14 protein-coding genes are annotated in these 26,795 nt (G+C 35.0%); 13 read left to right on the top strand and 1 reads right to left on the bottom strand.

Annotation, left to right across the window (positions count from 1 at the left end):
- Positions 1-44: 44 nt before the first annotated feature.
- Positions 45-2,924 (bottom strand): triple tyrosine motif-containing protein, encoded by a 2,880-nt coding sequence (locus tag J7574_RS05055; RefSeq protein ID WP_290965070.1) that lies wholly within the window; start codon positions 2,922-2,924, stop codon positions 45-47.
- Between the two features lie 344 nt (positions 2,925-3,268).
- On the opposite strand from J7574_RS05055, the gene J7574_RS05060 reads away from it, so the two are divergent.
- The 13 genes from J7574_RS05060 to J7574_RS05120 all read left to right on the top strand — a co-directional run bounded on the left by J7574_RS05060 (position 3,269) and on the right by J7574_RS05120 (position 26,772).
- Complete coding sequence (locus tag J7574_RS05060; RefSeq protein ID WP_290965072.1) at positions 3,269-6,493, top strand: TonB-dependent receptor; 3,225 nt, start codon at positions 3,269-3,271, stop codon at positions 6,491-6,493.
- A 16-nt stretch (positions 6,494-6,509) separates the two neighbouring features.
- Positions 6,510-8,216 carry a RagB/SusD family nutrient uptake outer membrane protein gene (locus J7574_RS05065; protein ID WP_290965075.1) on the top strand — a complete coding sequence of 569 codons (1,707 nt, stop codon included), beginning with the start codon at positions 6,510-6,512 and terminating at the stop codon, positions 8,214-8,216.
- Between the two features lie 27 nt (positions 8,217-8,243).
- On the top strand, positions 8,244-9,032 hold the full coding sequence (locus J7574_RS05070) for a hypothetical protein (protein WP_290965078.1): 789 nt from the start codon (positions 8,244-8,246) through the stop codon (positions 9,030-9,032).
- Between the two features lie 984 nt (positions 9,033-10,016).
- Positions 10,017-13,127, top strand: a complete 3,111-nt coding sequence (locus tag J7574_RS05075) for a TonB-dependent receptor (protein ID WP_290965079.1) — start codon at positions 10,017-10,019, stop codon at positions 13,125-13,127.
- 14 nt (positions 13,128-13,141) lie between these two features.
- The gene (locus J7574_RS05080) at positions 13,142-14,650 is read left to right on the top strand and encodes a RagB/SusD family nutrient uptake outer membrane protein (RefSeq protein WP_290965081.1); all 1,509 of its coding nucleotides are present in this window, start codon (positions 13,142-13,144) and stop codon (positions 14,648-14,650) included.
- 172 nt (positions 14,651-14,822) lie between these two features.
- Positions 14,823-16,277 carry a glycoside hydrolase family 30 protein gene (locus J7574_RS05085; protein WP_290965082.1) on the top strand — a complete coding sequence of 485 codons (1,455 nt, stop codon included), beginning with the start codon at positions 14,823-14,825 and terminating at the stop codon, positions 16,275-16,277.
- A gap of 91 nt (positions 16,278-16,368) precedes the next feature.
- Complete coding sequence (locus J7574_RS05090; RefSeq protein WP_290965083.1) at positions 16,369-17,811, top strand: glycoside hydrolase family 30 protein; 1,443 nt, start codon at positions 16,369-16,371, stop codon at positions 17,809-17,811.
- Positions 17,812-17,839: 28 nt separating this feature from the next.
- Positions 17,840-19,297: a glycoside hydrolase family 30 beta sandwich domain-containing protein gene (locus J7574_RS05095; protein ID WP_290965085.1), complete on the top strand. Its 1,458-nt coding sequence runs from the start codon at positions 17,840-17,842 to the stop codon at positions 19,295-19,297.
- A gap of 18 nt (positions 19,298-19,315) precedes the next feature.
- The gene (locus J7574_RS05100; RefSeq protein WP_290965090.1) at positions 19,316-21,061 is read left to right on the top strand and encodes a cellulase family glycosylhydrolase; all 1,746 of its coding nucleotides are present in this window, start codon (positions 19,316-19,318) and stop codon (positions 21,059-21,061) included.
- A gap of 59 nt (positions 21,062-21,120) precedes the next feature.
- Positions 21,121-22,194, top strand: a complete 1,074-nt coding sequence (locus J7574_RS05105) for a glycoside hydrolase family 16 protein (RefSeq protein ID WP_290965091.1) — start codon at positions 21,121-21,123, stop codon at positions 22,192-22,194.
- A 72-nt stretch (positions 22,195-22,266) separates the two neighbouring features.
- Positions 22,267-23,106: an endonuclease/exonuclease/phosphatase family protein gene (locus tag J7574_RS05110; protein ID WP_290965096.1), complete on the top strand. Its 840-nt coding sequence runs from the start codon at positions 22,267-22,269 to the stop codon at positions 23,104-23,106.
- Between the two features lies 1 nt (position 23,107).
- Positions 23,108-24,532 (top strand): glycoside hydrolase family 30 beta sandwich domain-containing protein, encoded by a 1,425-nt coding sequence (locus J7574_RS05115; RefSeq protein ID WP_290965101.1) that lies wholly within the window; start codon positions 23,108-23,110, stop codon positions 24,530-24,532.
- Positions 24,533-24,543: 11 nt separating this feature from the next.
- The gene (locus J7574_RS05120; RefSeq protein ID WP_290965105.1) at positions 24,544-26,772 is read left to right on the top strand and encodes a glycoside hydrolase family 3 N-terminal domain-containing protein; all 2,229 of its coding nucleotides are present in this window, start codon (positions 24,544-24,546) and stop codon (positions 26,770-26,772) included.
- The last annotated feature ends 23 nt before the right edge of the window (positions 26,773-26,795 follow it).

Consider the following 26,795-nt stretch of genomic DNA (forward strand, 5'->3'; position numbering starts at 1 on the left):
AGAAAGGAAAGCCATTCTGATTAGAATGGCTTTTTTTATTATTATTATATGGTCATTAAAAATCCAATTAGATTCTCCTTTTTGTTAAGTCCTAATTTCTTTCGTAAACGATAACGAGCTAATTCAACCCCGCCTGTTGAAATATTCATAATTTCAGCTATTTCTTTAGTCGACATATTCATAAGAAGATAAGTTGACAGATCTAGCTCTCTAGGAGAAATAGTTGGGTATTGACCTTTTAATCGCTTCAAGAATTCAAAATGCACGTTTTTAATGTGTTTTTCCAAGTCTTTCCAGCTCTTGTCTGTATTTACTTCTTTTACAATGCTTTTATGCAGTTTGCTAAACTCGGATTTGGTGGTCTCATCCAAAATTCCAGTGTCGATATCTTTCAGTTTATGAATGATTCCGTTTAAAACTTTGTTCTTTTTTACAACTTGTAAAGAATTGTTTACTAGTTCTTTATCTTTTGCTAGGATTTTGATTTGAAGTTTGTCATTTTTTAGTTTTTCAATTTCTTTTTCCAAATCATGTTGCTCGTGCCTGATTTTGGCCTCCTTTTCAAGATATAATCTTCTTTGTTCGATGGTTTCGTAATACCTGTTTTTTCTGATCTTCAGTTTGATACGAACGGAAATTAGATATGCGCCAAGCAAAATTAGAACAAGATAAAATAAATAAGCTAAGAAATGTCTGTACCAAGGTGGCGATACCGTAAATTCAACCTCGGTGATATTCGATTCTATACCATAGCTGTTTCGGGCCCTTAGTTTCATTACATAATTTCCTTCTCTTAAATTGGTATATTCTTTTATCGCCGTAGAAGACCAGCCACGCCAGTTTTCCTCAAAAGGCTCTAATTTATACGAATACATTACATTTTCTTGATTTTCGTACGTTGGCGATGCGAAAGTAAATTTAATACGATTGTATTTGTATGGAATACTGTACGATTCTAGTTTAGTGGTCAAATTGCCCGTTAAAATTGTGTCGCCAGGATTCGAAAAGCTTTCGATAAAAGCTTTTGGTTTTGTCATAAAAGTGTTTGGAATAGTCGAATTATAATGCGCCAAACGATCTGTTAATCCTATAAAAATATTCTGAGGATCTATCGCATTTACAGAGATATAGTTGTTTACCAGATTGCCGGTTAAGTTCGAGAAAATCCCTTGTTTTTTGGTAAAAGTGCCGTTTTTGTTTTTCACTAATACACCAAGAGATTCATTAAATGCATACCACAGATTTCCAGCAGGATCTTCAATTAAGGTATTGATAGTTGGAATTCCGTTGAATAAATTCGTTAGTTTTTTATCTTCAAAAAACGCTTCCTGCTCTACAGAATACCTGTAAAAATGATTTTTTACTTGAAAATAAACTTTACCGTTTATATTCTGAAGGCTGTTTATTCCTTTGTATTTCTCAGATATATTAACATGCTTTTTTATAAAATCAAATCGCTGTAAATCTTCGGATAACTTTACCTGATATAGAAAAGGATTTTTCTTGAGCCATAGATAATTTGCATCTATTTCAACAGAAAAATTATTGGTTGTTTCATCAAATCCTTTTACCTGATGCAGATAATCGTAGCCCGAAGCCGATCGTTTAAAAATAGAAAATCCGTTATAACTTTCGCCGATTATATAATTATCATGGTCAGGTATTTTTTTGAATCCGAAATACCCTTTGTTATCAAGAATTTTAGAGACTCTATTATTCTCAATAATCAATGCCCCGCTATTGCTAGCACATATCAGAACATCGTTGAGAACCTGAATATTCCAAACTTGCGATATTGTTCCTTCCACTCGTGTAAACGGACTGTCTTTAAAAGAGCTTCCCCATGGATGATAAAATAAGCCTTGGTTTGTGGCAACATACAGATTTCCGTTGTACATCGTTGATGCATATACTGTACCTATATTATAACTATAGTCAAAGTATGAAAAGGGTGAGTTTTCGTTTATAAAAGTGATACCATTATCAAGACCAAGCCAAATGTTGCTTTTGTTATCTACAAAAGAAGCTAGAATAGTATTGTTTTGAATTCCTTTTTGGCGATTTAAATGCTGGATTATTTTTCCGTTTAAGTCGCAAATAATAGCGCCATCTAATACAGAATTGAGTATTATATACTTGTTTTTGATGATGGATCCGCCAAGCGAAGTGTTTTTCTTGATAAATTCGTTGGCTTCAGTAGTCCACGACTTAATAATACCGTTTTCAGATACAAAAAGACCTTTTTCTAAAGTGGCATACAATAGTCTATTGTTTGATAAAGGAAAAATAGACCATATCTCTTTATCATTAAATACAGTGGTACCTTTTAGTGCAGTAAGCTTTCTGTTTTTGTATTCGAGTACACCAAGCGTTTTATCTTGAAAATAAAGACGGTTGTTGACTAAAAATGAAAATTGAAATTTGTGCGGAGCGGTAAGGGTTGTCACTTTTTCATTTTTTAGAAAAAACACTTTACTAAAAGACTGAAAAATAACTTCTCCGTTAAATATATGGATTCTCCAGATTAAGTTGATGTTTTCTTTATCTATTGGACTCAAAAGATTATAGAGAGAATGATATTTTAAAATTCCTTTCTCGTCATTCTTAAAATATCCAAATTCGTTATTTCCTCCAACAAATATTCTTCCTAATGCATCAATTTTTAAGCTTCTAATCTCAGATTTGTTTGGCAAAGAGTATTTATGCCAGTTTGAACCATCAAATTGAATCAAACCGCTGTTGTTTGCAAAATACATGTTTCCGTTTTTATCCTGATCGATACTCCAGTTTTGAGTTCCGCCTTTATATTCTGATCTTTTGTAGTTTTTTATATCGGGAATTCCTATGTTTTTTACCTGTGTAAAACCTTTTAATTGTAAGAAAAATAATAAAATTAGTGTAAAATACCTAACTGTGGATTTCATAAAATTTTAAATATATTTTTGTTAGAAATGCGTTATTTTGATTTTAAATTGTTGATTATTCAATTGCAATAAATCTTATTTTTTGATTTTTTTCTAAAATATAACGTAATAGTTGCTATTACGCTACTGTAATATACGTTTTTTTTAATTAACATTTTTATAACAATTTTTTCTAAAATCTAAAATACAGTAAATTAATTAATTAAAAAATAAATGTTGTGTTTTTGTAGTGCATTAAGTTTTAGGTTGAAGTGTTTTTGTAAAGAATTTTAATAGTAATTTTTTCGGATTTAACATTATCATTGCATTAAATTACTAATTAATTAACCAAAATTTTTAGAAAAATGAAATTGACAAAATTATTTATTTTTTGTGTTTCGTCTTTACTGTTTTCTGTTGTCGCATTAGCTCAGGATGTGACTATAAATGGAATCATTAGTGACGAAAGTGGATTACCCGTCCCAGGTGCGACGGTTTTGGTAAAAGGAACCAATAAAGCTACTGCATCTGACTTTGATGGGAAATTTCAGATTAGTGCTCCCTCTAACGGAACTTTGACAATTAGTTTTGTTGGTTTTAAGACACTAAACGAGGCTGTTAATGGAAGGACAAAGATTAATGTGCTTCTTACAGCAACATCTCAAAACCTGAACGAGGTTGTTGTAGTAGGTTATGGTACTCAGAAAAAAGGTCTGATTACTGGTGCTTCGACAAATCTTAAAGGAGAAACGATTAAGGAGCTAAATACAGGATCTGCGATGGAAGCGCTTCAAGGTATAGCTCCCGGTATTAGCATTACAAGAACAAATGGCTCGCCTGGTGCTGGTACTAAAGTAACTATTCGTGGATTGGGTACAAATGGAAATTCAAATCCTTTGTATATCGTTGATGGTATTTCTGTTGGTAATATTGATTATTTGAGCCCTTCAGATATAGAATCTATTGATGTGTTAAAAGATGCGGCTTCTGCAGCAATTTACGGATCTAGGGCAGCTAACGGTGTTGTATTGGTTACAACGGTAAAAGGAAAAAAAGGGAGAGCGGCGAGAATTAGTTATGATAGTTACTACGGTATCCAGAATATCTATAAAAATTTAGATCCTTTGAATGCTCAGGAGTATATGTATATTATGGATGAAGGAAGGGTAAATGACGGACTGCCTCGTCAGGATTGGAAAGCTGTTTTAAGCAATAATTCATGGTTGAGAACCCAATATCCAGGTGCCGATACGCAATTAGGAAATGACGTCTGGGGAATGCTGCAAAATGGGTGGACAGGAACAAACTGGATTGATGAAATGAGTAAAAAAGATGCTCCGGTCATGAATCATTCTCTTAATATTACAGGAGGTAGTGAAGACATAACTTATGCATTAGGGGTTTCGTATTTTGATCAAGATGGTATTATAGGAGGAAATCTTGTAGATGCTGGTTTTAAAAGGCTGACTACTAGATTAAATACTCAAATGGTCTTAAAAAAGAATGAAAGCCATAGCATTATTACAGTAGGAGAAAATGTTACGTATACTAATTCTCAGAACAGAGGAGTTTCTAATGGTAATATCTATGGGAATGATTTGCATAATGCATTAACGGCAAATCCTCTGCAGCCAGCTTATTGGCAAACTTCTATTGATAGAAATATTGACAAATTCGGATTTACTCCAACTTTAGAAGGAATTTCTACAGGACAGACAAATCCATTAGCGGTGATGTATTACAGAAGTAATTATAATTATCCAAAAGATAATAGAATTACTGGGAATGCATTTTTAGAAATCGAACCGATTAAGGATCTGAAATTTAAAACGGTTTATGGAATTGATTCATGGTTTGGGTATGGTAGATCTATGAGCCCATCATATGGGTTGGGGGTACTTTATTCAAAGTTAAATAATGGAGCATCTCAATATTCATACATTGGAGCAAATTCAACTTGGACAAATACTGTCTCATATAAAAAGCAATTTGGGAATCATAATATATCTGCTGTTGCAGGAACTGAATTAATTCAATATTTGGTGAATAACAATGTTAGTGGTTCACGAAACAATTTAACATTTGGAGAAGATCCAAAATATGCGTACTTAAACAATACAGCTCCAAAAACAATTAATGATCTTTCGACTAATGGAATGGATACTTCAGCTGGAGGTGGCGGTATTATGTCGTATTTTGCTAGAGCACAATATGATTATAAAGAAAAATACCTTCTTTCGGCTACAATACGTGCCGATGGCTCTTCTAACTTCGCTGAAGGAAAACGATGGGGGTATTTTCCTTCTGTTTCTGCAGGTTGGGTAATTACAAAAGAGGATTTTATGGAAAGCTCTTCTAAGTGGCTAAATTCATTAAAATTAAGAGGAAGCTGGGGGCAAAACGGTAACCAAGATATTCCTAATTTTTATTATTCTTCAAATATCGCGTATGTTTTTCCAGGATACTTCTTCGGAGATACAAAGCCAGTTTCAGGAACAACAGCTTATCCAGCTAGAGTTACCAATCCTAATTTAACTTGGGAAACATCAGAGCAATTAGATTTTGGTCTTGATGCAAGTATGTTCGATTCAAGATTGAACGTAACTCTTGATTGGTATAATAAAACAACTAAAGACTGGCTGGTTTTAGCAGCAGGTAGAGGAACGGATGGAGCAGCGCCAGCGTATATTAATGGAGGAGATATCGAAAACAAAGGTTTTGAGTTTTCTGTAAATTGGAGTGATAAAGTTGGAGGCTTTAAATATGGAGCTACTGTAAGTGGAGCTTTCAATAAAAACAAAGTTACTAAAATTGCAAATGCTGACGGAATATTACATGGTCCTTCTAACGTATTATCGCAAGGAACTGGGGAGATTTCAAGAGGACAAGTAGGACTGCCATTAGGGTATTTCTACGGCTTTAAGACTGCAGGCATTTTACAGAATCAAAAAGAAGTTGACGAATACGTAGGTCCAAATGGACAGCCTTACTTTAGTGATCAGCGTCCTGGAGATGTTCGTTTTGTTGACCAAAATAATGATGGTGTTATTGATGAGAAAGACAAAGGTTACTTAGGAAATCCAAACCCTGATTTTGAATTGGGGATTCAATTAAATTTTGAATATAAAAATGTTTATGTGAATACTACTATGGCTGGTAAATTTGGTATGCAGGTTATGCAGTCATACAGATCTTTTGCAGATAGTCCTGCTCAGAATTATACTTCTGATGTTTTTGATCGTTGGCATGGAGAAGGCACATCTACTAAAATGCCTAGATTAAGTTCAACTTCAAACAGAAATACACAGTTTTTGTCTGATATCTACATGCAAAATGCAGATTATTTAAGAATAAATAACTTAACGGTAGGTTATAACTTCAATGAAATATTAAAAGATTTCAAATTTATCACTAATCTTAAATTTTATGTTGCAGTAAACAACCTATATACATTTACTAAATATGATGGTATGGATCCAGAAGTTCGTTGGTCAGGAGATAACACAAATGCTCCATGGGCTTCAGGAATTGATTTAGGTTTGTATCCACAAGCTAGAACGGTGATGTTTGGTATAAGTGCTGATTTTTAATATAAATACAATTACAATGAAAAAAATAAAATATTTAGTAGCAATTTCGGCTGTATTTATGGTAACAAGCTGTGATGATTATCTTGATACTGATAATTTGACAGAAAAGAGTTTAGAGAATTTTTACAAGACACCTCAAGATATTGAAGAAGCAACTGCTGGAGTTTACAACGCTATTTATACCAATAATGTGCATAGTGAAGAGCAGATTGCGGCTAACCTGATGGATAATATGATGCTAGGAGGAGGTGGTCCTGATGATAAAACTGCTAAATGGGTTGATAATTTTGAAGATCCTGTAGATGATACCTATTTAGATTTGTGGGTTCAATCGTATAGAGGTATCGCTCGAACAAATGCAATTATAGAAAAAACACCTGCAGCAGACTTTAAGACTTATTTTAATACTCCCGCTGAAGCTGAGCAGTTTAAGCAACAGGCAATTGGTGAAGCGTATTTCATGAGAGCGTTTTTCTACTTCAGATTGGCTAAATTTTTTGGTGGAGTTCCATTAATAACAACTATTGATGGAAAAAAAGACGGGCCAAGAAATACTTATACTGAAACATTTGCGCAGATTGCATCAGATTTAAAAAAGGCAATCGAAACAATGCCGGCAACTCCTTTTCCAAGTATTCCAACATCAAGATATGGACATGCTAATAAATGGGTTGCGGAAGCTTATATAGGACGTGTATTTTTATTTTATACAGGCTATATGACTAATATTGAGAAGCAAACTACTGAGGAATTGCCTTTGGCAGAAGGAGGATCTTTAAATGCAACACAAGTGGCAAGTTATTTAACCGACTGTATGACTAATAGTGGTCACGCTCTTGTTTCTGATTTTAGAAATCTTTGGCCTTATTCTTATGTTAATAAAGCTTCTGGAAACAATGTTTTGCCATGGGCCGCAACAGAAGGTTTGTCATGGGTGGGGCAAGACGGTGCTAGTCCAACATTTGGAACTGGAAATTATGAGACAATGTTCGTTCAGCGTTTCTCTTTTGGAGATTGGTCTTGGACAAATGGTAACATTTATACCAATAGATTATGCCTGTTTTCTGCATTACGTGGTAACTCATTAGTTCCTTTTGGAGAAGGATGGGGTTGGTGTACAGTAAATCCAAGTTTATATAGTAATTGGGAAGAACGTGACGTAAGAAAAAGAGGTTCTATACTTGAAGTTGGTAAAGCAGACCAAGGAACAGCTGGTTATGCACCTGACAAAGGAGATCATGAAACAGGATATTTTAATAAAAAATATATTTCTCTACAATACCCTAATGCTACAGGATCTACGGTCGGAATGTTTGTTCAATTGTATAACTGGTCTAATACCGATATGCAATTAATGCATGCTCAGGATTTTATCTATATGCGTTATGCCGATGTGTTATTAATGCATTCTGAGATTACTAAAACAGCAGGAGGCTTAAATGCTGTTAGAGCGAGAGCAAAATTAGACCCAGTTGGTTATTCTCTTGATAATATTAAAGCAGAACGTTTGCATGAATTTGCTTTCGAAGGATTGCACTGGTTTGATTTAATTCGTTGGGGAGATGTAAATGACGCATATAATAGCGTTATTCCAGTTAGAAACTCGGGTACTGCCGCAAATTACAGCGTAAAATATAGACCAGAGACTAAAGGTTTGGTTTCTATGCCTGAAACAGAACTTAGACTATCAAATGGAGTCTATACGCAAAATCCAGGGTGGTAAAATTTAACAATCTTAATATAGATAAATATGAAAATAAATAAAATATTATATCTCCTTTTGGCTCTTTTTACGTTGACTTTTTCAGCATGCGATCCAATAGTTGATGAACAGCATTTAACGAATTCTACTGATGTTGCTGGAGTTAAATTAGTAGCTACTCAAAGTACACCAGGAGGAAATAAGATCACGCTTAATATGACAAGTCCAGGTATTACAGGATATTGGGATTATGGCTTAGATAAAGCACTAACAAATGAAGTAACATTCGTTTATCCTATTCCTGGGAAAGCCACATTTACTTATGTTGGTACTCTGGGAGCTGAGTTTTTTACTAAAACTATTGATGTTCAGATTGATAAGTTGGATACTCCTTTGGATCAGGATTGGTATGATTTAGTTGGAACCAATACAGCAGCTGGCAAAACTTGGGTTTTTGATGGCACGCAAGGTTCAGGTAGATTTTGGTGGTTTATGTCTCCAAATGGAAGTGCCGATAGTGCTATGACCTCTTGGTGGAATGCTGGAGATTGCTGCCCTCCAAGTGATGCGCTAGGAAAAATGCATTTTGATTTAAATGGAGCGGCCAATTATAATCATTATGAAACAGCAAGCGCTACGCCAACAAAAGGGAACTTTAAACTAGATATTAAAAATAAACAATTGACTATCATAAATTCAAAAATGTTAGGTTATGCAGCTGGAAATGCTGATGGAGTATATACTATCGTTACACTTGAAGAAAATAAAATGGTTCTTTATTTAAATAATAGTGAAACATATGGAACAGGATGGACATTTGTTTTCAAGCCCGAATAATATATTTTGTGTTAGTTATTTCGAAAAAGGAAGATTGAAAAATTCCTTTTTCGAATTTTAAAATCTCATATGCTTTGCTATAAAAAAGGAAGTGTATTTTAAGAGTTAAACTATGGTTAGTTTAAGTTAAGTTTATTGCCTGGTTAGCCCGTAATTTCGATTGCGGGCTATTTTTTTGCTCTGTACCAGCAAAAGACTATTTATTATCGAAACTAATGGTCTTGAAATCTAAATAGCGTTTACAAGCTTAAATTGAATAAAAATCTCTTGTTGCCTAATTTTTTAGAGCTATTCAGAAAAACTTCTTTTCCGTTTAATAAATCAAACCCTCTAGCTTAAAAATGTAAAGAAGCTTTATACTTCAGGAGATTCCTTTTTAACACCCAAAATGATTATCGTTTTAATAAGTGTATAAGTTAAACATTCAATTCAAATATTCGTGTCATTTGTCATTTTGCCTCAAAATTGCCGTTTTTTTCAATTTTGAGGAAGTGTAACTTTGATAATAGCCCACTTTTTTATCGTCAAAAAGAAGGTAAATTCTTCTAAAATTAGCAAAAATAAGTTTTTTCTTTCGTTTTAAACAGTTGTCAATAATGTAAAAAAAGTAGGGTAAAAATATCATATTCTCTATTTTTTAAATTTTGCATAAAAAGTGCTTTGAGTTGATCTAATTATTTATAAAATAGGTGTTTACAAGGTCATTACAGGTACTATCACGTTGTAGTTTTAATAATTTTAAATATAAATTTTATATATAAATATCATGTAGTGTTATTTTTTGAAATTAACTTTTCTTTAGTACTATTTTTTGTTTTATTAAAACTTTAAAAATCAAATAATTAATTTTTTTTTGATGTGTTTTTATAATATTATTTTTTTGTTTTTGATGTGTTTTTGTAGTGACTTTTAGATGTGAAAAGTGAAAATTTAATTTTAGTATTGCATCAAATTACTAATTAATTAACCAAAATTTTTAGAAAAATGAAATTAACAAAATTACTTGTTTTTTGTATTTCATCTTTATTATTCTCGGTTATAGCTGTGGCTCAGGATGTCACAGTAAATGGAATAATAAAAGATGAAAGTGGTTTACCTGTTCCAGGTGCAACAATTTTATTAAAAGGTACGACTAAATCTACTGCATCAGATTTTGACGGAAAATTCCAGATGCAAGCACCTTCAAACGGATTATTAACAATTACGTTTATTGGTTACGCTACAGTAACAGAAGCGATAAATGGAAGAACAAAAATTACAGTTCAATTAAAACCAGAATCACAATCTTTAAATGAGGTTGTAGTTGTTGGATACGGTACTCAAAAGAAATCTGTTGTAACAGGTGCTATTTCTAGCGTAAAAGCTGCAGATCTTGAAAAAGTGCCAAACGGAAGAGTTGAGCAGACTTTACAAGGTAGAGTAGCAGGGGTTTCTGTTGCGGCTACTTCTGGACAGCCTGGTGCAGCATCAAAAGTTCGTGTAAGAGGTATCACAACCTTCAGAGAAGGTGGTAATGATCCTTTATGGGTTGTTGACGGTATCGCTGTAGACGCAAATGCTATTGGTTTCATCAATCAATCTGATATTGAGTCTATCGAGGTGCTTAAAGATGCTGCTTCTGCTGCAATCTATGGTACTCGTGCTGCTACAGGGGTTATTTTAGTTACTACTAAAAAAGGTAAATCAGGAAAAATTTCTGTAAACTATAATGGTTTTGCAGGTGTTTCGTCTCCAGCTAAAAGATTAGATATGTTGAATGCTACTCAGTATGCAACTCTTATGAATGAAAAATCTTTAAACGATGGAGGAGCTATTAAATACGCAAATCCAGCGGCTTTTGGTAAAGGAACAGATTGGCAAGATGCAATTTTTAATGACTCTGCTTTCAGATATACACATGAGTTAAGTATTAGTGGAGGTGGTGAAAAATCTACTTTCTATGCTTCTTTCGGAATTCAAGATCAAGAAGGTATCGTTGTTACAGATATTTCTAATTATACTAAGAAAAACTTCCGTTTAAACTCTACACACAAGATTTCTAAATACTTCACTTTTGGACAAACTTTTGGATATACACACCAAAAAACAAAAGGGATTGGTAATACAAACAGTGAGTTTGGTGGACCTTTAAGCTCTGCAATCAACTTGGATCCGCTTACCCCACTAGTTGTTACTGATCCTACTGAAGCGAATTCAGGTTTTTATACTAATCCAAACGTTGTTAGAGATGCAAATGGAAATCCTTACGGAATTTCTTCTTTAGTACAACAAGAGATGACAAACCCTCTAGGATATGTACAAACAAGATTAGGAGGTTACAGCTGGTCAGATGATTTTGTTGGTAATGCTTACTTAGAGGCTAATATTACAGATCATTTAAAATTTAGAACTACACTTGGTGGTAAATTAGCATATTGGGGAGACCAAATGTTCACTCCAGTTTTCTTCTTAAACCCAAACATGAAAGCTGATAGAAATAACTACAGCCAAAATAATAACAGATCTTTAGCTTGGACTCTTGAGAATACTTTAAGCTATGCTAATAAATTTGGAGATCATAACGTAAGCGTTTTAGCTGGTCAAGGAGCTTATGTTGAAAACATTGGTGGTTCTATTGGTGTAACAATGTTCGGATTGCCTATTCAAAGCTACAAAGATGCTTCTTTCAACTTTGATATTCCTCAATCAGACAGAGTTAATAGAGCAAGTGATTTTACAGAGCATAAATTGGCTTCATTGTTCTTACGTGCTAACTACGATTACATGGAGAAATATCTTTTCACAGGTATCGTACGTCGTGATGGATCAACTCGTTTTGGAGAAAACAAAAAATGGGGAGTTTTCCCTTCATTCTCTTTAGGATGGGTACTTTCTAAAGAAGGTTTCTGGAAAGAAAACAATGTAGTTAATACTTTAAAACTACGTGGAGGTTATGGAGTTGTAGGTAACGATAACATTGATGATTTTAAGTATAGAGCAACAGTGGTTGGTGGTTACAACTACGCAGTTGGAACTACAGGAGGCATTACAACAGGATATGGAAACTCTACTCTTCCAAATGCAAATTTAGGATGGGAAGAAACATCTCAAACAACTGTTGGTCTTGATGCAAAACTATTTAATGATTTTTCTCTTACACTTGATTACTACAAGAAAACAACAAAAGGAATCTTAAGAAATGTTGTAATTCCAGGATACGTTGGAGTAGTTGACGCTCCTTCTGCTAATATCGCAGATATGGACAACAGTGGTTTTGAGGTTGAATTAGGTTACAAGAAAAGACTTGGAGAATTTAACTTAGGTGTTAATGCAAACGTTGCTTACTTGAAAAACGAAATTACTTACGTAGGTTCTTCTACTAATTTCATTGTTGGTGATGCTACTTTCCAATCTATGGGGCCTGTAACAAGAACACAAGTTGGGCATTCATTTAACGAGTTTTATGGTTATAAAACAGCTGGAATTTTCCAAAATGATGCAGAAGTGGCAGCATACAAAAATGCATCAGGAGGTTTAATTCAGCCAAATGCTAAACCTGGAGATTTCCGTTGGGTAGATTCTAATGGTGATGGAAAAATTACGGATGATGATAAACAATTCTTAGGAACAAACTTGCCTAAATATACTTTTGGTTTAACAATTAACTTGGATTACAAAAACTTCGACTTTATGGCATTTACTCAAGGATCTGCTGGAAGCAAAATTTTCCAAGGTTTAAGAAGATTAGATGTATTGAATGCAAACTATCAAACGAAAGCTTTAGATCGTTGGAATGGAGAAGGAACTTCAAATGATTACCCAAGATTAACAAATAACGATCCGAATAAAAATTACACAAACATGTCTGATTTTTATCTTGAAAACGGAAATTATCTTCGTTTAAAAATTGTAACTCTTGGATACACAATGCCAACCAACTTATCATCTAAAATTGGAGCAGATAAAGTTCGTTTTTACCTAACAGGAGAAAACTTAATCACTTTTACAAAATACACTGGATTTGATCCAGAAATTGGAGGTCAGGTTTATGGTGTAGATAAAGGAGTTTATCCGCAAGCAAGATCTATTCTGTTTGGAGCTAACGTTCAATTTTAAAAAATTAAAGAATCATGAAAACGATAAAATTTAAATATATATATGTAGCTGTGGCATTGGCAGTTCTAGGATCTTGTTCTGAAGATTTTGTGACCATTGACCCAAAAGGAAAATTTGATACAAGCACGTACTTTTCTAATGAGCAACAGTGTTATGCAGCCTTGATTGGAGTGTACGATCCTTTGAGAAAAAATACAGGAGGCTTTGAAAATATGGTTGCTATGCTAAACGCTGGTTCTGATGATTTTTATGCCGGAGGAGGTAGTTCTACAGACGGAACAGGAATTCAGAATTTCTCTACACATTCACTATCTTCAGTTACTATTCCAGGAAGCTATTGGAGCGATCATTACCAAGGTATTTCTAGAGCAAATTTGTTGTTAGTTAAATTACCAGGGGCTTCAATGAATGATGCTGTTAGAAACAGATTTGCTGCAGAGGCAAAAGCTTTACGCGCACTTTACTACTTCAATTTAGTAAGAATGTTTAAAAACCTTGCCTTAGTTTTACAGCCATTAACTACAGAAACTATTTATTCTCCTGACCAAGTTGCCCCAGAAGTAATTTATGCTCAAATCGAGAAAGATTTAAATGAGGCTATTGCAGTTTTACCAAATAATGTGATTAAGGATACTGAAGCTGGAAGATTCAATAAAGGAGCGGCTCAAGCACTTTTAGGAAAAGTATACTTGTTTGAAGGTAAAAAGACTGAAGCAGCCGCAGTACTAGCAGAAGTAAATGGTACTCCAGGGGAAGTGAACCAATACGGTAATAAATTGCTAGATAACTTTAGCGACCTATGGATTACATCAAACAAATTCAACGCAGAATCATTAATCGAAGTATCTCACAGTAGTGCAGGAAACTCTGAATGGTCATTCTGGGGGCAAGGTAAAGACGAAGGAAACTCGTTAAATATTATGGTTGGACCTAGAGGATATTCTAGACCAGTAGGTTCTGATGCGCCAAATCTTCCTTCAGGATGGGCTTTCAACGTTGCAACTCAAAAATTGTATGACGCAATGCAAGGTGACCCGCGTAAGGATGCTACAATCCTTGATTTAAAAGCATTAAAAGCAGCAGGTAAAGCAAATTATATTCCAGCTTATCAAGATACTGGATATTTCTTAAACAAATATCTTCCAAGACAGTCAGATGTTAGTACAGGTGGTGGTAATTCAGAATTGAACTACAAACAAAACTCTTATGTAATCAGACTTGCAGATACGTACTTGATGGAAGCAGAAGCTTTAGGATCTGGGGCAAGAGCACAGGCATTACTTGATGCAGTTAGAAAAAGAGCTGGATTAGCTCCAGTTCCTGTAACATTAGCTGCTATCAAGCATGAAAGAAGAATGGAATTAGCAGGTGAAGGACATAGATTTTTCGATTTAGTAAGATGGGGAGATGCTGCTGCAGCATTATCTGACAGAGGCTTTGACGCTGGAACAGATGAGATTTTCCCAATTCCGTACACAGAACTTAACGGTACTAAATTGAAACAAAATCCTAACTACCAATAAGATTCAATTCAGAGGAAAATAAAAAGTTAAGTTAAGTTTAAGTTTAAGTTTGGTTGTAAATAGCCCATAATCATTAAGAGTATGGGCTATTTTTTAAATCCTTCAAAAGGGTAGAACTCATTTTTTTGATTTCTTCTAAACTTCAATTTAAAAACATAATAATTGGAAGCGAATGAAAAAAAATAGCCTAAAAATTTTATGCCTTTTGTTTGCTGCAACAGCTTTTGCGCAGCAGCCAAAAACAAAAAAAGAGTTTACAACCAACGGCAAAAAAATAACCGTTTACACGACTGCAGAAAACTCTAAGTTACGATTAACGACTACAGATAATTTGACTTTTTCTGCCGCAAAACAACCTCTAGAAACTGAAACTTCTATTTTTGTAGAACCGTCTAAAAAGTTTCAGACTTTTATGGGAATTGGTGGGGCTATTACAGATGCCAGCGCCGAAATATTTGCCAAACTTTCAAAAGAAAAACAAGCAGAATTTTTAAATGCTTACTACGATAAACAAAAAGGAATCGGCTATTCTTTGCTAAGAACCACAATTCAAAGTTCTGATTTTAGCAGTGGAAGCTATTCTTACATCGAAGAAGGAGATAAAGAGCTGAAAACCTTTTCTATTGATCATGACAGGCAATATAGAATTCCTTTAATCAAACAAGCCATTCAGAAAGCAGGCGGAAAGCTTACAACTTATGCAGCGCCATGGTCACCAAATGCTTTTATGAAAAGCAACAACAGTGTGCTAAAAGGAGGAACTTTACTTCCTGAATACTATCAGACTTGGGCTAATTTTTATGTAAAATTTATTAAAGCCTACGAGAAAGAAGGTATTCCGATTTGGGGAACTTCTACTCAAAATGAGCCAATGGCAGTGCAGACTTGGGAATCTTGCGTTTATACAGCCGAAGCAGAAAGAGATTTTATTAAAAATTATCTTGGGCCAACTTTGAAAAAAGAAAACCTTGGCAATAAAAAAATCATCGTTTGGGATCATAACCGTGATTTGATGAATTACCGCGCCAACGTAATTTACTCCGATCCTGAAGCATCTAAATATGTTTGGGGAATGGGATTTCACTGGTACGAAACTTGGTCTGGCGGTGCGCCAATGTTTGATAATGTAGGCAAAGTCAATGAAGCTTATCCAGACAAAAAACTAATGTTTACAGAAGGTTGTATCGAAAAATTTGATGCATCGAAATATCAATTTTGGGGGAATGCAGAACGTTACGGAATCAATATGATTCATGATTTTAATAACGGAACCGTGGCTTGGACAGACTGGAATATTCTTCTAGACCAGAACGGAGGCCCAAATCATGTTGGTAATTTCTGTTTTGCGCCAATTCATGCAGACACTACAACAGGAGAATTAATTTATACGCCGTCTTACTATTACATTGGACATTTTTCAAAGTTTATCCATTTAAATGCTGTTCGCGTAAGCACAGCTGCAAGCAAAAGCGCTTTATTAAGTACCTCTTTTTTAAATACTGACGGAACAATGGCAACTATTGTCATGAACCAATCAGCTAATGATCTTACATACAATTTAATTATTGGTGATAAAAAGGCAGAAGTGAAAATTCCGCCACATGCTATACAAACACTTGTTTATTAATATTTTGTTATAAAGTAATGAAGGAGACTAATAGGAATCATCCATTTTAGTCTTCTCTTGCTTTTAATTTTAAAACGATTTTTTAAGCAATATGAAAATTACTTCTCAACTATTTTTATCAACCTTTGCCTTTATTCTAGTAAGCTGTTTTAATACAGAAATAATAGCTCAAAAAAATAACAAAATAAAGGTTTTTACTACTGCCGAAAACACAAATTGGAAATTGTCATTATCAAATGATTTAATTTCAAACAACACACAAAAAAAAGCAACAGTATCTATTGTTATAGATGCTGAAAAAACAGATCAAACTTTCCTCGGAATTGGAGGAGCAATTACTGATGCAAGCGCAGAAGTTTTTGCAAAATTATCGCCAAAAAAACAGCAGGAATTTCTAAATGCCTATTACGATAAAAATAAAGGTATTGGATATACTTTGGCTAGAACAAATATTCACAGCTGTGATTTCAGCAGTGACAGCTATACTTATGTTTCTGAAGGAGACAAAGAATTAAAAACTTTTAATATAGACCACGATCGTAAATATAGAATTCCATTAATCAAAAAAGCAATTGAAACAGCCGGCGGGAAACTAACCTTATTTGTTAGCCCATGGAGTCCCCCAGCTTTCATGAAAGACAATAATGATATTTTGCACGGCGGCGTTTTATTGCCTGAATTTGCTCCAGCTTGGGCGTTATATTATACCAAGTTTATAAAAGAATACGAAAAAGAAGGAATTCCAATTTGGGGTTTGACGGTTCAAAACGAACCAATGGCCAAACAAAGCTGGGAATCTTGTATTTACACGCCAGAAGCAGAAAGAGATTTTCTTAAAAATCATCTTGGGCCAACTTTAGAAAAAGAAGGATTAGGTTCTAAAAATGTTATTATCTGGGATCACAATCGCGGAGATATGCTAACTAAAAGAGCCAATCTTGTTTTCTCAGATCCTACGGTTTCGAAGTATGCTTGGGGAATTGGATTTCACTGGTATGAAACTTGGAACGGAGGTCCGCCTCAATTTGAGTCTGTAGCAGAAGTTCATAAAGCATTTCCAAACAAAAATCTGCTTTTTACCGAAGGCTGTAACGAAAAATTTGATGCTTCAAAATATCAGTTTTGGGGAAATGCAGAGCGTTATGGAATCAATATGACTAATGATTTTAATAATGGAACAGTTGGTTGGACAGATTGGAATATTCTTTTAGACCAAAAAGGTGGGCCAAATCATGTTGGAAATTTCTGCTTTGCACCTATCCATGCCGATACCACAAAAGATGAATTAATCTATACGCCAATGTATTATTATATTGGACATTTCTCAAAATTCATTAGACCAAATGCAAAAAGAGTGTTAGAAACCATAAGCGACAAGTCATTATTAAGCACTTCTTTTAAAAATTCTGACGGACAATTGATTACTGTAGTAATGAATCAATCTGAAAAAGAGATTGTTTATTCTTTAGAAAGTCAAACACAAAAAACGACAATTACAATTCCAGCACATGCTATCCAAACGATTGTAAAATAATTGTCAGCTAACTAAAAAACCACAGAAAATGAAATTTAATGTAAAGAATACCATAAAAGCAATTTGCTTCATAGCGGCTGTAATGGCTCAAGTAAAATGCTCTTCGTCTAGTGATCCTGTAGAAAATCCACCTGTAACGCCTCCCGTAACGGTTACAAACGACGTTGATTTTTGGCTTACAAAAGGCAATCAAAGCGTTTTATTGGCAAAACAAACCGAAGTGCTAGGATTTGATACTAGAGCAAATGCTTATGCTAATATCGAAATTAATGCCGCTCAAAAATATCAGACCATTGACGGTTTCGGATATACTTTGACAGGAGGAAGCGTAGATGTTATCAACCAATTAAATGCTGCCAAAAGAACTGCTTTGTTACAGGAATTATTTGGTTCGGGAGAAAATTCAATTGGAGTAAGCTACCTTAGAATCAGTATCGGAGCTTCAGATTTAAGCGCAACAACTTATACATATAATGATCTTGCAGTTGGAGAAACAGATTTAAATCTGGATAAATTTAACTTAGAAAAAGACAAAAATCTAATTGCCATGCTAAAAGAAATTCTGGCAATTAACCCTAAAATTTTAATCTTAGCCACACCTTGGTCTGCACCTGTTTGGATGAAAGACAACGCTAGTTTTAAAGGCGGAAAACTGAAGGCAGAATATTATGATGCATATGCTAAATATTTTGTGAAATACATTCAGCAGATGAAAGCACAAGGAATTACAATTGATGCTATAACACCTCAAAACGAACCTTTGCATGACGGAAATAATCCAAGCATGTACATGTCTGCTGCAGATCAAGCGAGTTTCATTAAAAATAGTTTAGGGCCAGCTTTTAAAGCGGCAAACTTGAGTGTAAAAATTATTGCATACGATCATAATTGTGATAATCCGAATTACCCAAAAGCAATTTTGGCAGATGTAGATGCCTTTCCATTCGTAGACGGATCGGCTTTCCATTTGTATGCAGGAGATATTAGTGCTCTAACAAACGTTTACAATTCTTATCCGACCAAAAATGTATATTTTACAGAACAATGGACTTCATCTGATGGGCATTTTGATGGTGATTTAAAATGGCATCTTCGAAATGTAATCATAGGCTCAATGAGAAATTACAGTAAAAATGCATTAGAATGGAACTTAGCTAATAACCAAAATTTTGGACCAAATACAGATGGTGGCTGTACCATGTGCAAAGGTGCGATAACGATAACTTCAAGCGATAGTTTTCAGCGTAATGTAGCATATTACATCATTGCACATGCTTCAAAATTTGTTCCAATGGGATCTACAAGAATTGAAAGTAATTCTGGAGGCAATTTGCAGAATGTTGCTTTTATTACGCCTTCGGGTTCTAAAGTATTGATTGTCGAAAATGACGGTTCTGCAACAGAAACTTTCAATATTAAATTTAACGGAAAATGGGTAACAACTTCGCTAGAAGCGGGATCAGTTGGAACTTATACTTGGAAATAAATTTAAAGGCCTTTTGATATGAAAAAAATAATTGTAACGCTACAGCTTCTCGTTTCCATCGCTTCTTTTGGACAAGGTTTCTTGCATAGAGACGGACAAAAAATTGTGGATGGAAATGGAAAAAATGTTCTTTTAAGAGGTTTAGGCCTTGGCGGATGGATGGTGCAGGAAGGATATATGTTGCATACTCAGCCATTTGCTAGTCCGCAATATCAAATTAGACAAAAAATACAAGACGTTATTGGCGAAGAAGGAACAAAAGAATTCTACGCAGCTTACAAAGCCAACGGAATTACAAAACGCGATGTCGATTCTTTGGCAAAATGGGGATTCAATTCGATTCGCCTTCCCATGCATTATAATCTATATACGCCACCAATCGAGCAGGAAAAAAATGGAGAAATCACTTGGATACAAGAAGGTTTTACCATGACAGATAATTTGCTGAAATGGTGTGCAGAAAATAAAATGCACTTGATTCTGGATTTGCACGCCGCTCCAGGCGGACAAGGAAATGATGCCGCGATTTCAGATTTTGATACGACAAAACCAGCGCTTTGGCAAAGTGAAGCCAATCAGAAAAAAATGATTGCTTTATGGAAAAAATTGGCTGCCCGCTACAGAGATAATCCGTGGATTGGAGCATATGATATTATCAACGAACCCAATTGGAATTTTACCGGATCGAATAAAAATGGTTGCGACGAAAATTCAAACGGTCCGATAAGAGATTTAATGGTTGCCGTTACAAAAGCCATTCGCGAAGTCGATACCAACCATTTGATTTTTATTGAAGGAAACTGCTGGGGAAACAACTACAACGGAATTTTTCCTCTATGGGATGATAATCTAGCTTTAAGTTTTCACAAATATTGGAATTACAACGACAAAGCTTCCATCGAAAAAATGTTAGAGTACAGAGAAAAATACAATGTGCCGATTTGGATGGGAGAAAGCGGAGAAAACTCTAATGTCTGGTTTAAAGATGTTTTGACTTTAGTTGAATCACACAATATTGGTTGGGCGTTCTGGCCAATGAAAAAAATAGACAACATTGCAGGAGTGGCTTCGGTTACTAAAATTCCTGAATACGATGTTTTATTGAAATATTGGAGAGATGGCGGTCAAAAACCAACTCCAGAACTTGCCAAAAAAACGTTGATGAAAATGGCAGACAATTACAAAATGGAAAACGTTGCCGTTAAACCAGATGTAATAGATGCAATGTTCAGACAAGTGCAGACAGACGATACCAAACCTTACAAAAAAAATGCAGTTCCAGGTAAAATTGCGGCAACACATTACGATTTAGGAACCAACGAGAAAGCCTATTCAGACATTGATTTTGTTAATTATAGATCGGTAACAGCAAAGGATGACAAATGGAATCGCGGAAACAGCATGAGAAATGACGGAGTTGATATTTTGCCTTGTAAAGAAAAAGATTCAAACGGCTATCAAGTCTCATTTATCGAAGATGGAGAATGGATTCAGTACACCGTTGATGCAAAACAAGGAATTTACAATGTTGCCATTCGTTACTCAAGCGAAAAAGCAAATGGGAAATTGTATTTAGAAATTGATGGAGGAGCAAAATCAGCCGTAGTTTCGCTTCCTGCAACAGGAGGAAATGATAAATGGAAAACCGTTGTAGTATCTAATGTGCAATTGAAATCGGGTTCAAACAAAGTAAAAGCTGTATTTGAAAAAGGCGGTTTCAATCTGAACTATTTTGACTTTGTTAGCAGCAAAACAAAAAAGTAGAGAAATAATATTTATCTTGATATTCAATTTATTAACTAAACCATTTAAATAATAAAAAGATGAAAATGATTAATCTCGTAAATAGAGCAGGAGTTTTTACCTTAATTCTATTGTTTGTGTTTCAATCTTGCAGCAGTAACAATGATTCAAGCGATACGGCAGGAGCAATAACTCCAGATAAGATTGCAGTACAAGTTGATGTAGTGGGTAAAACTGCCGAAATGCCAAATGGAGATGGAAGCGGAAAAATTAATTTGAAAATTGAAGCTCCTAATGCAAAGTCCTATAAAATTGTGGTGAACAATGAAACAAAAGAGTTTACAACCAGCAATTTTACCTATGAGTTTACACAACCAGGAACCAAAACCTATACTATTGATGTTACGGCATACAATGGAGTAAAATATACGTATGCTTCTACAACGGTAAACATTTTTGTAGCAAGAAAATTAATCTGGTCAGATGAGTTTAATAAAGATGGAGCGCCAGATTCTTCAAAATGGGGTTACGATTTAGGCACTGGAAACGGTTGGGGAAATAACGAATTGGAATATTACACCAATCGCTCTGAAAATGTAAAAATCGAAGGTGGTCTTTTGAAAATCACGGCAATCAAAGAAAATTACCAAGGAAGCCAATATACTTCTACAAGAATGCTAACAAAAGGCAAATTTTCATTTAAGTATGGTAGAGCCGAAGTGCGCGCAAAATTACCAGCTGGTGGCGGAACTTGGCCAGCTTTCTGGTTGTTGGGAGACAATATTGACACTGCGGGTTGGCCTTTGTGTGGTGAAATAGACATTTTAGAATCAGTTGGAAACAATCCAAACGTGATTCATTCGTCACTGCACTCGCCAGGCCGTTCAGGAAATACGCCAGATACTAAAACAACAACAGTTTCAAATTCGACATCAGAATTCCATATTTATGCTGCCGAATGGGATGCCGAAAACATCAAATTCTACGTTGACGATAATTTGTTTTACACGTACAAAAACTCAAGCACAACTCCTTTCAATCAAAAATTCTTTGTGATTTTAAATTTAGCCATGGGAGGAAATTTTGGCGGAGCAGTAGATCCAAATTTCAAAAGTGCAACTTATGAAATTGATTACGTAAGAGTATATAATTAACATAACTTTTAAATAGATTTTTTTCTTTAAAGCCTCGCAAACACTAGCTTTACAAGATTAAAATTTTTTAACATGAAAAAGATAAACAAACTTGTTTCTGCAGTATTCCTGCTTTTAGCCGTGAACTTATTTTATGGTCAGAATTTAAAAATTATGACATATAATATTCGTCTCGATGTAGCGTCAGATGGAGAAAATGCATGGCCAAACCGAAAGGATTATTTTACATCTCAAATCGGTTTTTACAGTCCGGATATTTTCGGAGTTCAGGAAGCAACGCCAAATCAAGTGCTTGACATTGCATCGGCTTTGCCTAATTATAACAGATTCGGGATTGGAAGAGAAGAAGGAGGTTTGGGAGAAGCCTGTACGATTTACTATAAAAAAGACCGTTTCAAAGTCGAGCAATCAAATACTTTCTGGTTGTCTGAAACTCCAAACGTAGTTTCAAGAGGTTGGGATGCAGCATGCAACAGAGTTTGCACTTACGGACTATTTAAAGATTTAAAAACTAAAAAAACATTTTGGGTTTTCAATTTGCATTTAGATCACATGGGTGAAGAGGCGCGAGTAAAAGGCGTACAGCTTGTTCTTTCTAAAATAAAGGCATTAAACACAAAAAAATATCCAGCATTTTTAATGGGCGATTTCAATTCGGAACCCAATACAACGCAAATTGGAGAAATAAAAAAAGTGATGGATGATACCAAAGATGTTTCAATAGAAAAACCTTTCGGGCCCTCAGGAACTTTCAACGATTTCAAGCATAACGAACCTGTAACATTATTGTTAGACTATATTTTTATTTCAAAAAATAGCGGTCTAAAAATTCAAAAACACGCAGTGCTAAGTGATTCTAAAGATTTAAAATATCCATCAGATCATTTGCCTGTCTTAATAGAAATAGATTAAAATGAAAAACATCAACAAAAAACTTCAGATCCTGGTTTTGCTGCCTTTAATTGCAATGCAGTTTAACTGTGGATCTTCAACAAATGCTGTAAAAAGTACTGGAAAAGTTTCTTCTTGGATTACGACCACAGATGAAACTTCAAAACTTAAAAAACAAACTGATTTGGCTTTTGGTTCAGAAACAAATTCAAACCAAACTATTGAAATAAATCCAGCAGAGAAATTTCAAACCGTAGAAGGTTTCGGATTTTCGCTAACAGGAGGAAGCGCTCAAGCTATTAAAAAATTAGATAAGGCAAAAAGAGAAGCTTTACTTCAGGAATTATTTTCAAGAAAAGACGACGCAATTGGGTTAAGTTATTTAAGAATAAGTATTGGAGCATCTGATTTGAATGAAAAAGTTTTTTCGTATGATGATATGCCAGAAGGACAAACCGATTTGAAACTGGAACACTTTAATCTTGGACCAGATTTAGACGATGTAATTCCGGTTTTAAAAGAGATTTTAGCCATAAATCCTAAAATAAAAATTATGGGCTCTCCATGGTCTCCGCCAGTTTGGATGAAAGACAACGGAAGCTCAAAAGGCGGTAGTTTACAGCCAAAATATTATGAAGTATACGCGCAATATTTTGTTAAATACATTCAAGCAATGAAATCTCATGGAATTGTTATTGACGCCATTACACCTCAAAACGAACCGTTGCATCCAGGAAACAATCCGAGTTTATTGATGCTGGCAGAACAGCAGGCAGATTTTGTCGGGAATCATTTAGGTCCCGCTTTCGCGAAAGCAGGAATTAAAACCAAAATCATTGTTTACGATCACAACTGCAACAAACCAGAATATCCTTTAACGATTTTAAGAGATCCAAAAGCAAATCCGTTTGTGGCAGGATCAGCTTTTCACTTGTATGAAGGAGACATTAGCGCTTTGACAACTGTTCATAATGAATTTCCGAATAAAGATTTGTACTTTACCGAACAATATACAGGAACAGGAACCAATTTTGAAACCGATTTGAAATGGAGCGTGAAAAATGTAGTAATCGGTTCTATGAGAAACTGGAGTAAAAATGCACTTTCTTGGGGATTGGCAAATGATGAGTTTTATAAACCTTTTACGCCAGGAGGATGTTCGACTTGTAAAGGCGCTTTGATGATTGATCAAAACCAGAACATCAAAAGAGAGGTAGGATATTACATTATCGGACATGCTTCTAAATTTGTTCCAGAAGGTTCAGTAAGAATTGCAAGTAATATCGCTGGAAACTTATATAATGTGGCTTTCAAAACTCCATCAGGACAAACTGTTTTAATTGTAGAAAATGACGGAGCTTCGGCAGAGACATTTAATATCAAATACAACCAGAAACAAACCACAACCACACTAAACGCTGGAGCAGTAGCTACTTACGTTTGGTAAAAACTTAAAATATGAAAAAAGTAACCACAATTACGCTGTTTATGCTTTCACTTATGGCGTCGGCGCAGCAGCAGTCAATAGATCAGAAAGTCAACGATCTGTTGAAGAAAATGACAATTGAAGAAAAAGTCGGTCAGCTCACTCAATACACTGGCGACAATCAGGCAACAGGGCCAATTACAATTAATCCAAACAAACAAGCCGAGATCAAGCAAGGTTTAATTGGTTCGATGCTAAATGTTATCGGAACAAAATATACTAGAGGATATCAGGAATTGGCAATGCAGTCAAGACTTAAAATTCCGTTGCTGTTCGGGCAAGACGTTATTCATGGATTCAAAACTACTTTTCCCCTTCCTTTAGCAGAAGCGGCAAGTTGGGATTTGGCGGCAATCGAATTAGGCGCAAGAGTTGCCGCGACAGAAGCTGCCGCAAGTGGAATTCACTGGACATTTGCCCCAATGGTAGATATTGGTCGTGATCCGCGTTGGGGACGTGTAATGGAAGGTGCAGGAGAAGATACTTACTTAGGTTCTAAAATTGCTTACGCAAGAGTAAAAGGCTTTCAAGGAAGTAAACTAGGAGATTTAAACTCGGTTATGGCCTGCGTAAAACACTTTGCAGCGTATGGAGCAGGAGTGGGAGGAAGAGATTACAACTCTGTAGATATGAGCGAAAGAATGCTTTTGGAGACGTATTTGCCTCCGTTTAAAGCGGCTTTAGATGCTGGCGCAGCAACATTTATGAATTCATTTAATGATATCAACGGAATTCCAGCAACAGGAAATGCGCATTTGCAAAGAGATATCTTAAAAGGAAAATGGAACTTTCAAGGTTTCGTAGTTTCAGATTGGGGATCGATTGGAGAAATGGTAGCTCACGGTTATTCTAAAGATCTTAAAGAAGCGGCTTATTCTGCCATTACTGCTGGAAGCGATATGGATATGGAAAGCAATGCGTATCGTTACAATTTAGCTCAGTTAGTAAAAGAAGGAAGAGTTTCTATTGATTTAGTTGATGATGCGGTAAGACGTATTCTTCGCAAGAAATTCGAATTAGGATTATTTGACGATCCTTACAAATATTGTGATGGAAAACGCGAAGAAAAAGCCTTAAACAATCCAGAGCACAGAAAAGCAGCTCGCGAAATGGCAGAGAAAAGCATCGTTTTATTGAAGAATGAAAACCAAACTTTACCAATTTCTAAAAGCGTAAAAACAATTGCGTTTATCGGACCAATGGTAAAAGAGTACAAAGCCAATATGGGATTTTGGGCTGTTGAACTTCCAGATGTAAAATACGATCAATGGGTGGTTTCGCAATGGGATGGTTTACAAAATAAAGTAGGTAAAAACACGAAATTATTGTACGCAAAAGGCTGTGATGTTACTGGCGACAATAAAGACGGTTTTGCAGAAGCAGTTGAAACAGCAAAACAAGCTGACGTTGTAATTTTGAGTATTGGCGAAAGACACGATATGAGCGGTGAGGCAAAAAGCCGAAGCGATATTCATTTGCCAGGAGTTCAGGAAGATTTGGTAAAAGCAGTTATGGCGACAGGAAAACCTGTTGTAGTTTTAATAAATGCAGGAAGACCTTTAGTTTTTAATTATACTGCAGATAATGTTCCTGCAATTTTATACACTTGGTGGTTAGGAACTGAAGCTGGAAATGCAATTGCAAATGTTTTGTTTGGAGACTACAATCCATCTGGAAAACTGCCTATGACTTTTCCAAGAGAAGTGGGGCAAGTGCCAATTTATTACAATCACTTTAGCACAGGAAGACCTGCTAAAGATGAAAATTCAATAAACTATGTTTCGGCTTATATCGACTTGAAAAACTCTCCAAAATATCCTTTTGGATATGGTTTGAGTTATACAACGTTTGATTATTCTGGTTTGAAATTGTCTTCAACGAAAATAAAAAGCAACGAAACAATCAAAGTTTCTTTCCAATTGAAAAATACTGGAAAAGTTGCGGGAGAAGAAGTGGTGCAGCTGTATCTAAAAGACAAGTTTGGATCTGTTGTAAGACCAGTTTTAGAATTAAGAGATTTCCAAAAAGTGAAATTAAATGCTGGAGAGTCTAAAACAATCGAATTTACAATCGACAAAGAAAAACTTTCATTCTACAATAATAAATTAGAATGGGTTACTGAACCAGGAGACTTCGAAGTAATGATCGGAACCTCATCAGCAGATATTAAATTAAAATCTGATTTTGAATTAGTAAATTAAATTATTCTTAAACACATAGAAAC

It is taken from the genome of Flavobacterium sp. (genome assembly GCF_017744675.1).
Lineage (GTDB): Bacteria > Bacteroidota > Bacteroidia > Flavobacteriales > Flavobacteriaceae > Flavobacterium.

Bases quoted from the DNA above. Each gene is read 5' to 3' on its own strand.
- J7574_RS05115 (WP_290965101.1), top strand. From the start codon at position 23,108: ATGAAAAACATCAACAAAAAACTTCAGATCCTGGTTTTGCTGCCTTTA.
- J7574_RS05095 (WP_290965085.1), top strand. From the start codon at position 17,840: ATGAAATTTAATGTAAAGAATACCATAAAAGCAATTTGCTTCATAGCG.
- J7574_RS05080 (WP_290965081.1), top strand. From the start codon at position 13,142: ATGAAAACGATAAAATTTAAATATATATATGTAGCTGTGGCATTGGCA.
- J7574_RS05100 (WP_290965090.1), top strand. From the start codon at position 19,316: ATGAAAAAAATAATTGTAACGCTACAGCTTCTCGTTTCCATCGCTTCT.
- J7574_RS05085 (WP_290965082.1), top strand. From the start codon at position 14,823: ATGAAAAAAAATAGCCTAAAAATTTTATGCCTTTTGTTTGCTGCAACA.
- J7574_RS05105 (WP_290965091.1), top strand. From the start codon at position 21,121: ATGAAAATGATTAATCTCGTAAATAGAGCAGGAGTTTTTACCTTAATT.
- J7574_RS05090 (WP_290965083.1), top strand. From the start codon at position 16,369: ATGAAAATTACTTCTCAACTATTTTTATCAACCTTTGCCTTTATTCTA.
- J7574_RS05055 (WP_290965070.1), bottom strand. From the start codon at position 2,924: ATGAAATCCACAGTTAGGTATTTTACACTAATTTTATTATTTTTCTTA.
- J7574_RS05060 (WP_290965072.1), top strand. From the start codon at position 3,269: ATGAAATTGACAAAATTATTTATTTTTTGTGTTTCGTCTTTACTGTTT.
- J7574_RS05110 (WP_290965096.1), top strand. From the start codon at position 22,267: ATGAAAAAGATAAACAAACTTGTTTCTGCAGTATTCCTGCTTTTAGCC.
- J7574_RS05065 (WP_290965075.1), top strand. From the start codon at position 6,510: ATGAAAAAAATAAAATATTTAGTAGCAATTTCGGCTGTATTTATGGTA.
- J7574_RS05075 (WP_290965079.1), top strand. From the start codon at position 10,017: ATGAAATTAACAAAATTACTTGTTTTTTGTATTTCATCTTTATTATTC.
- J7574_RS05120 (WP_290965105.1), top strand. From the start codon at position 24,544: ATGAAAAAAGTAACCACAATTACGCTGTTTATGCTTTCACTTATGGCG.
- J7574_RS05070 (WP_290965078.1), top strand. From the start codon at position 8,244: ATGAAAATAAATAAAATATTATATCTCCTTTTGGCTCTTTTTACGTTG.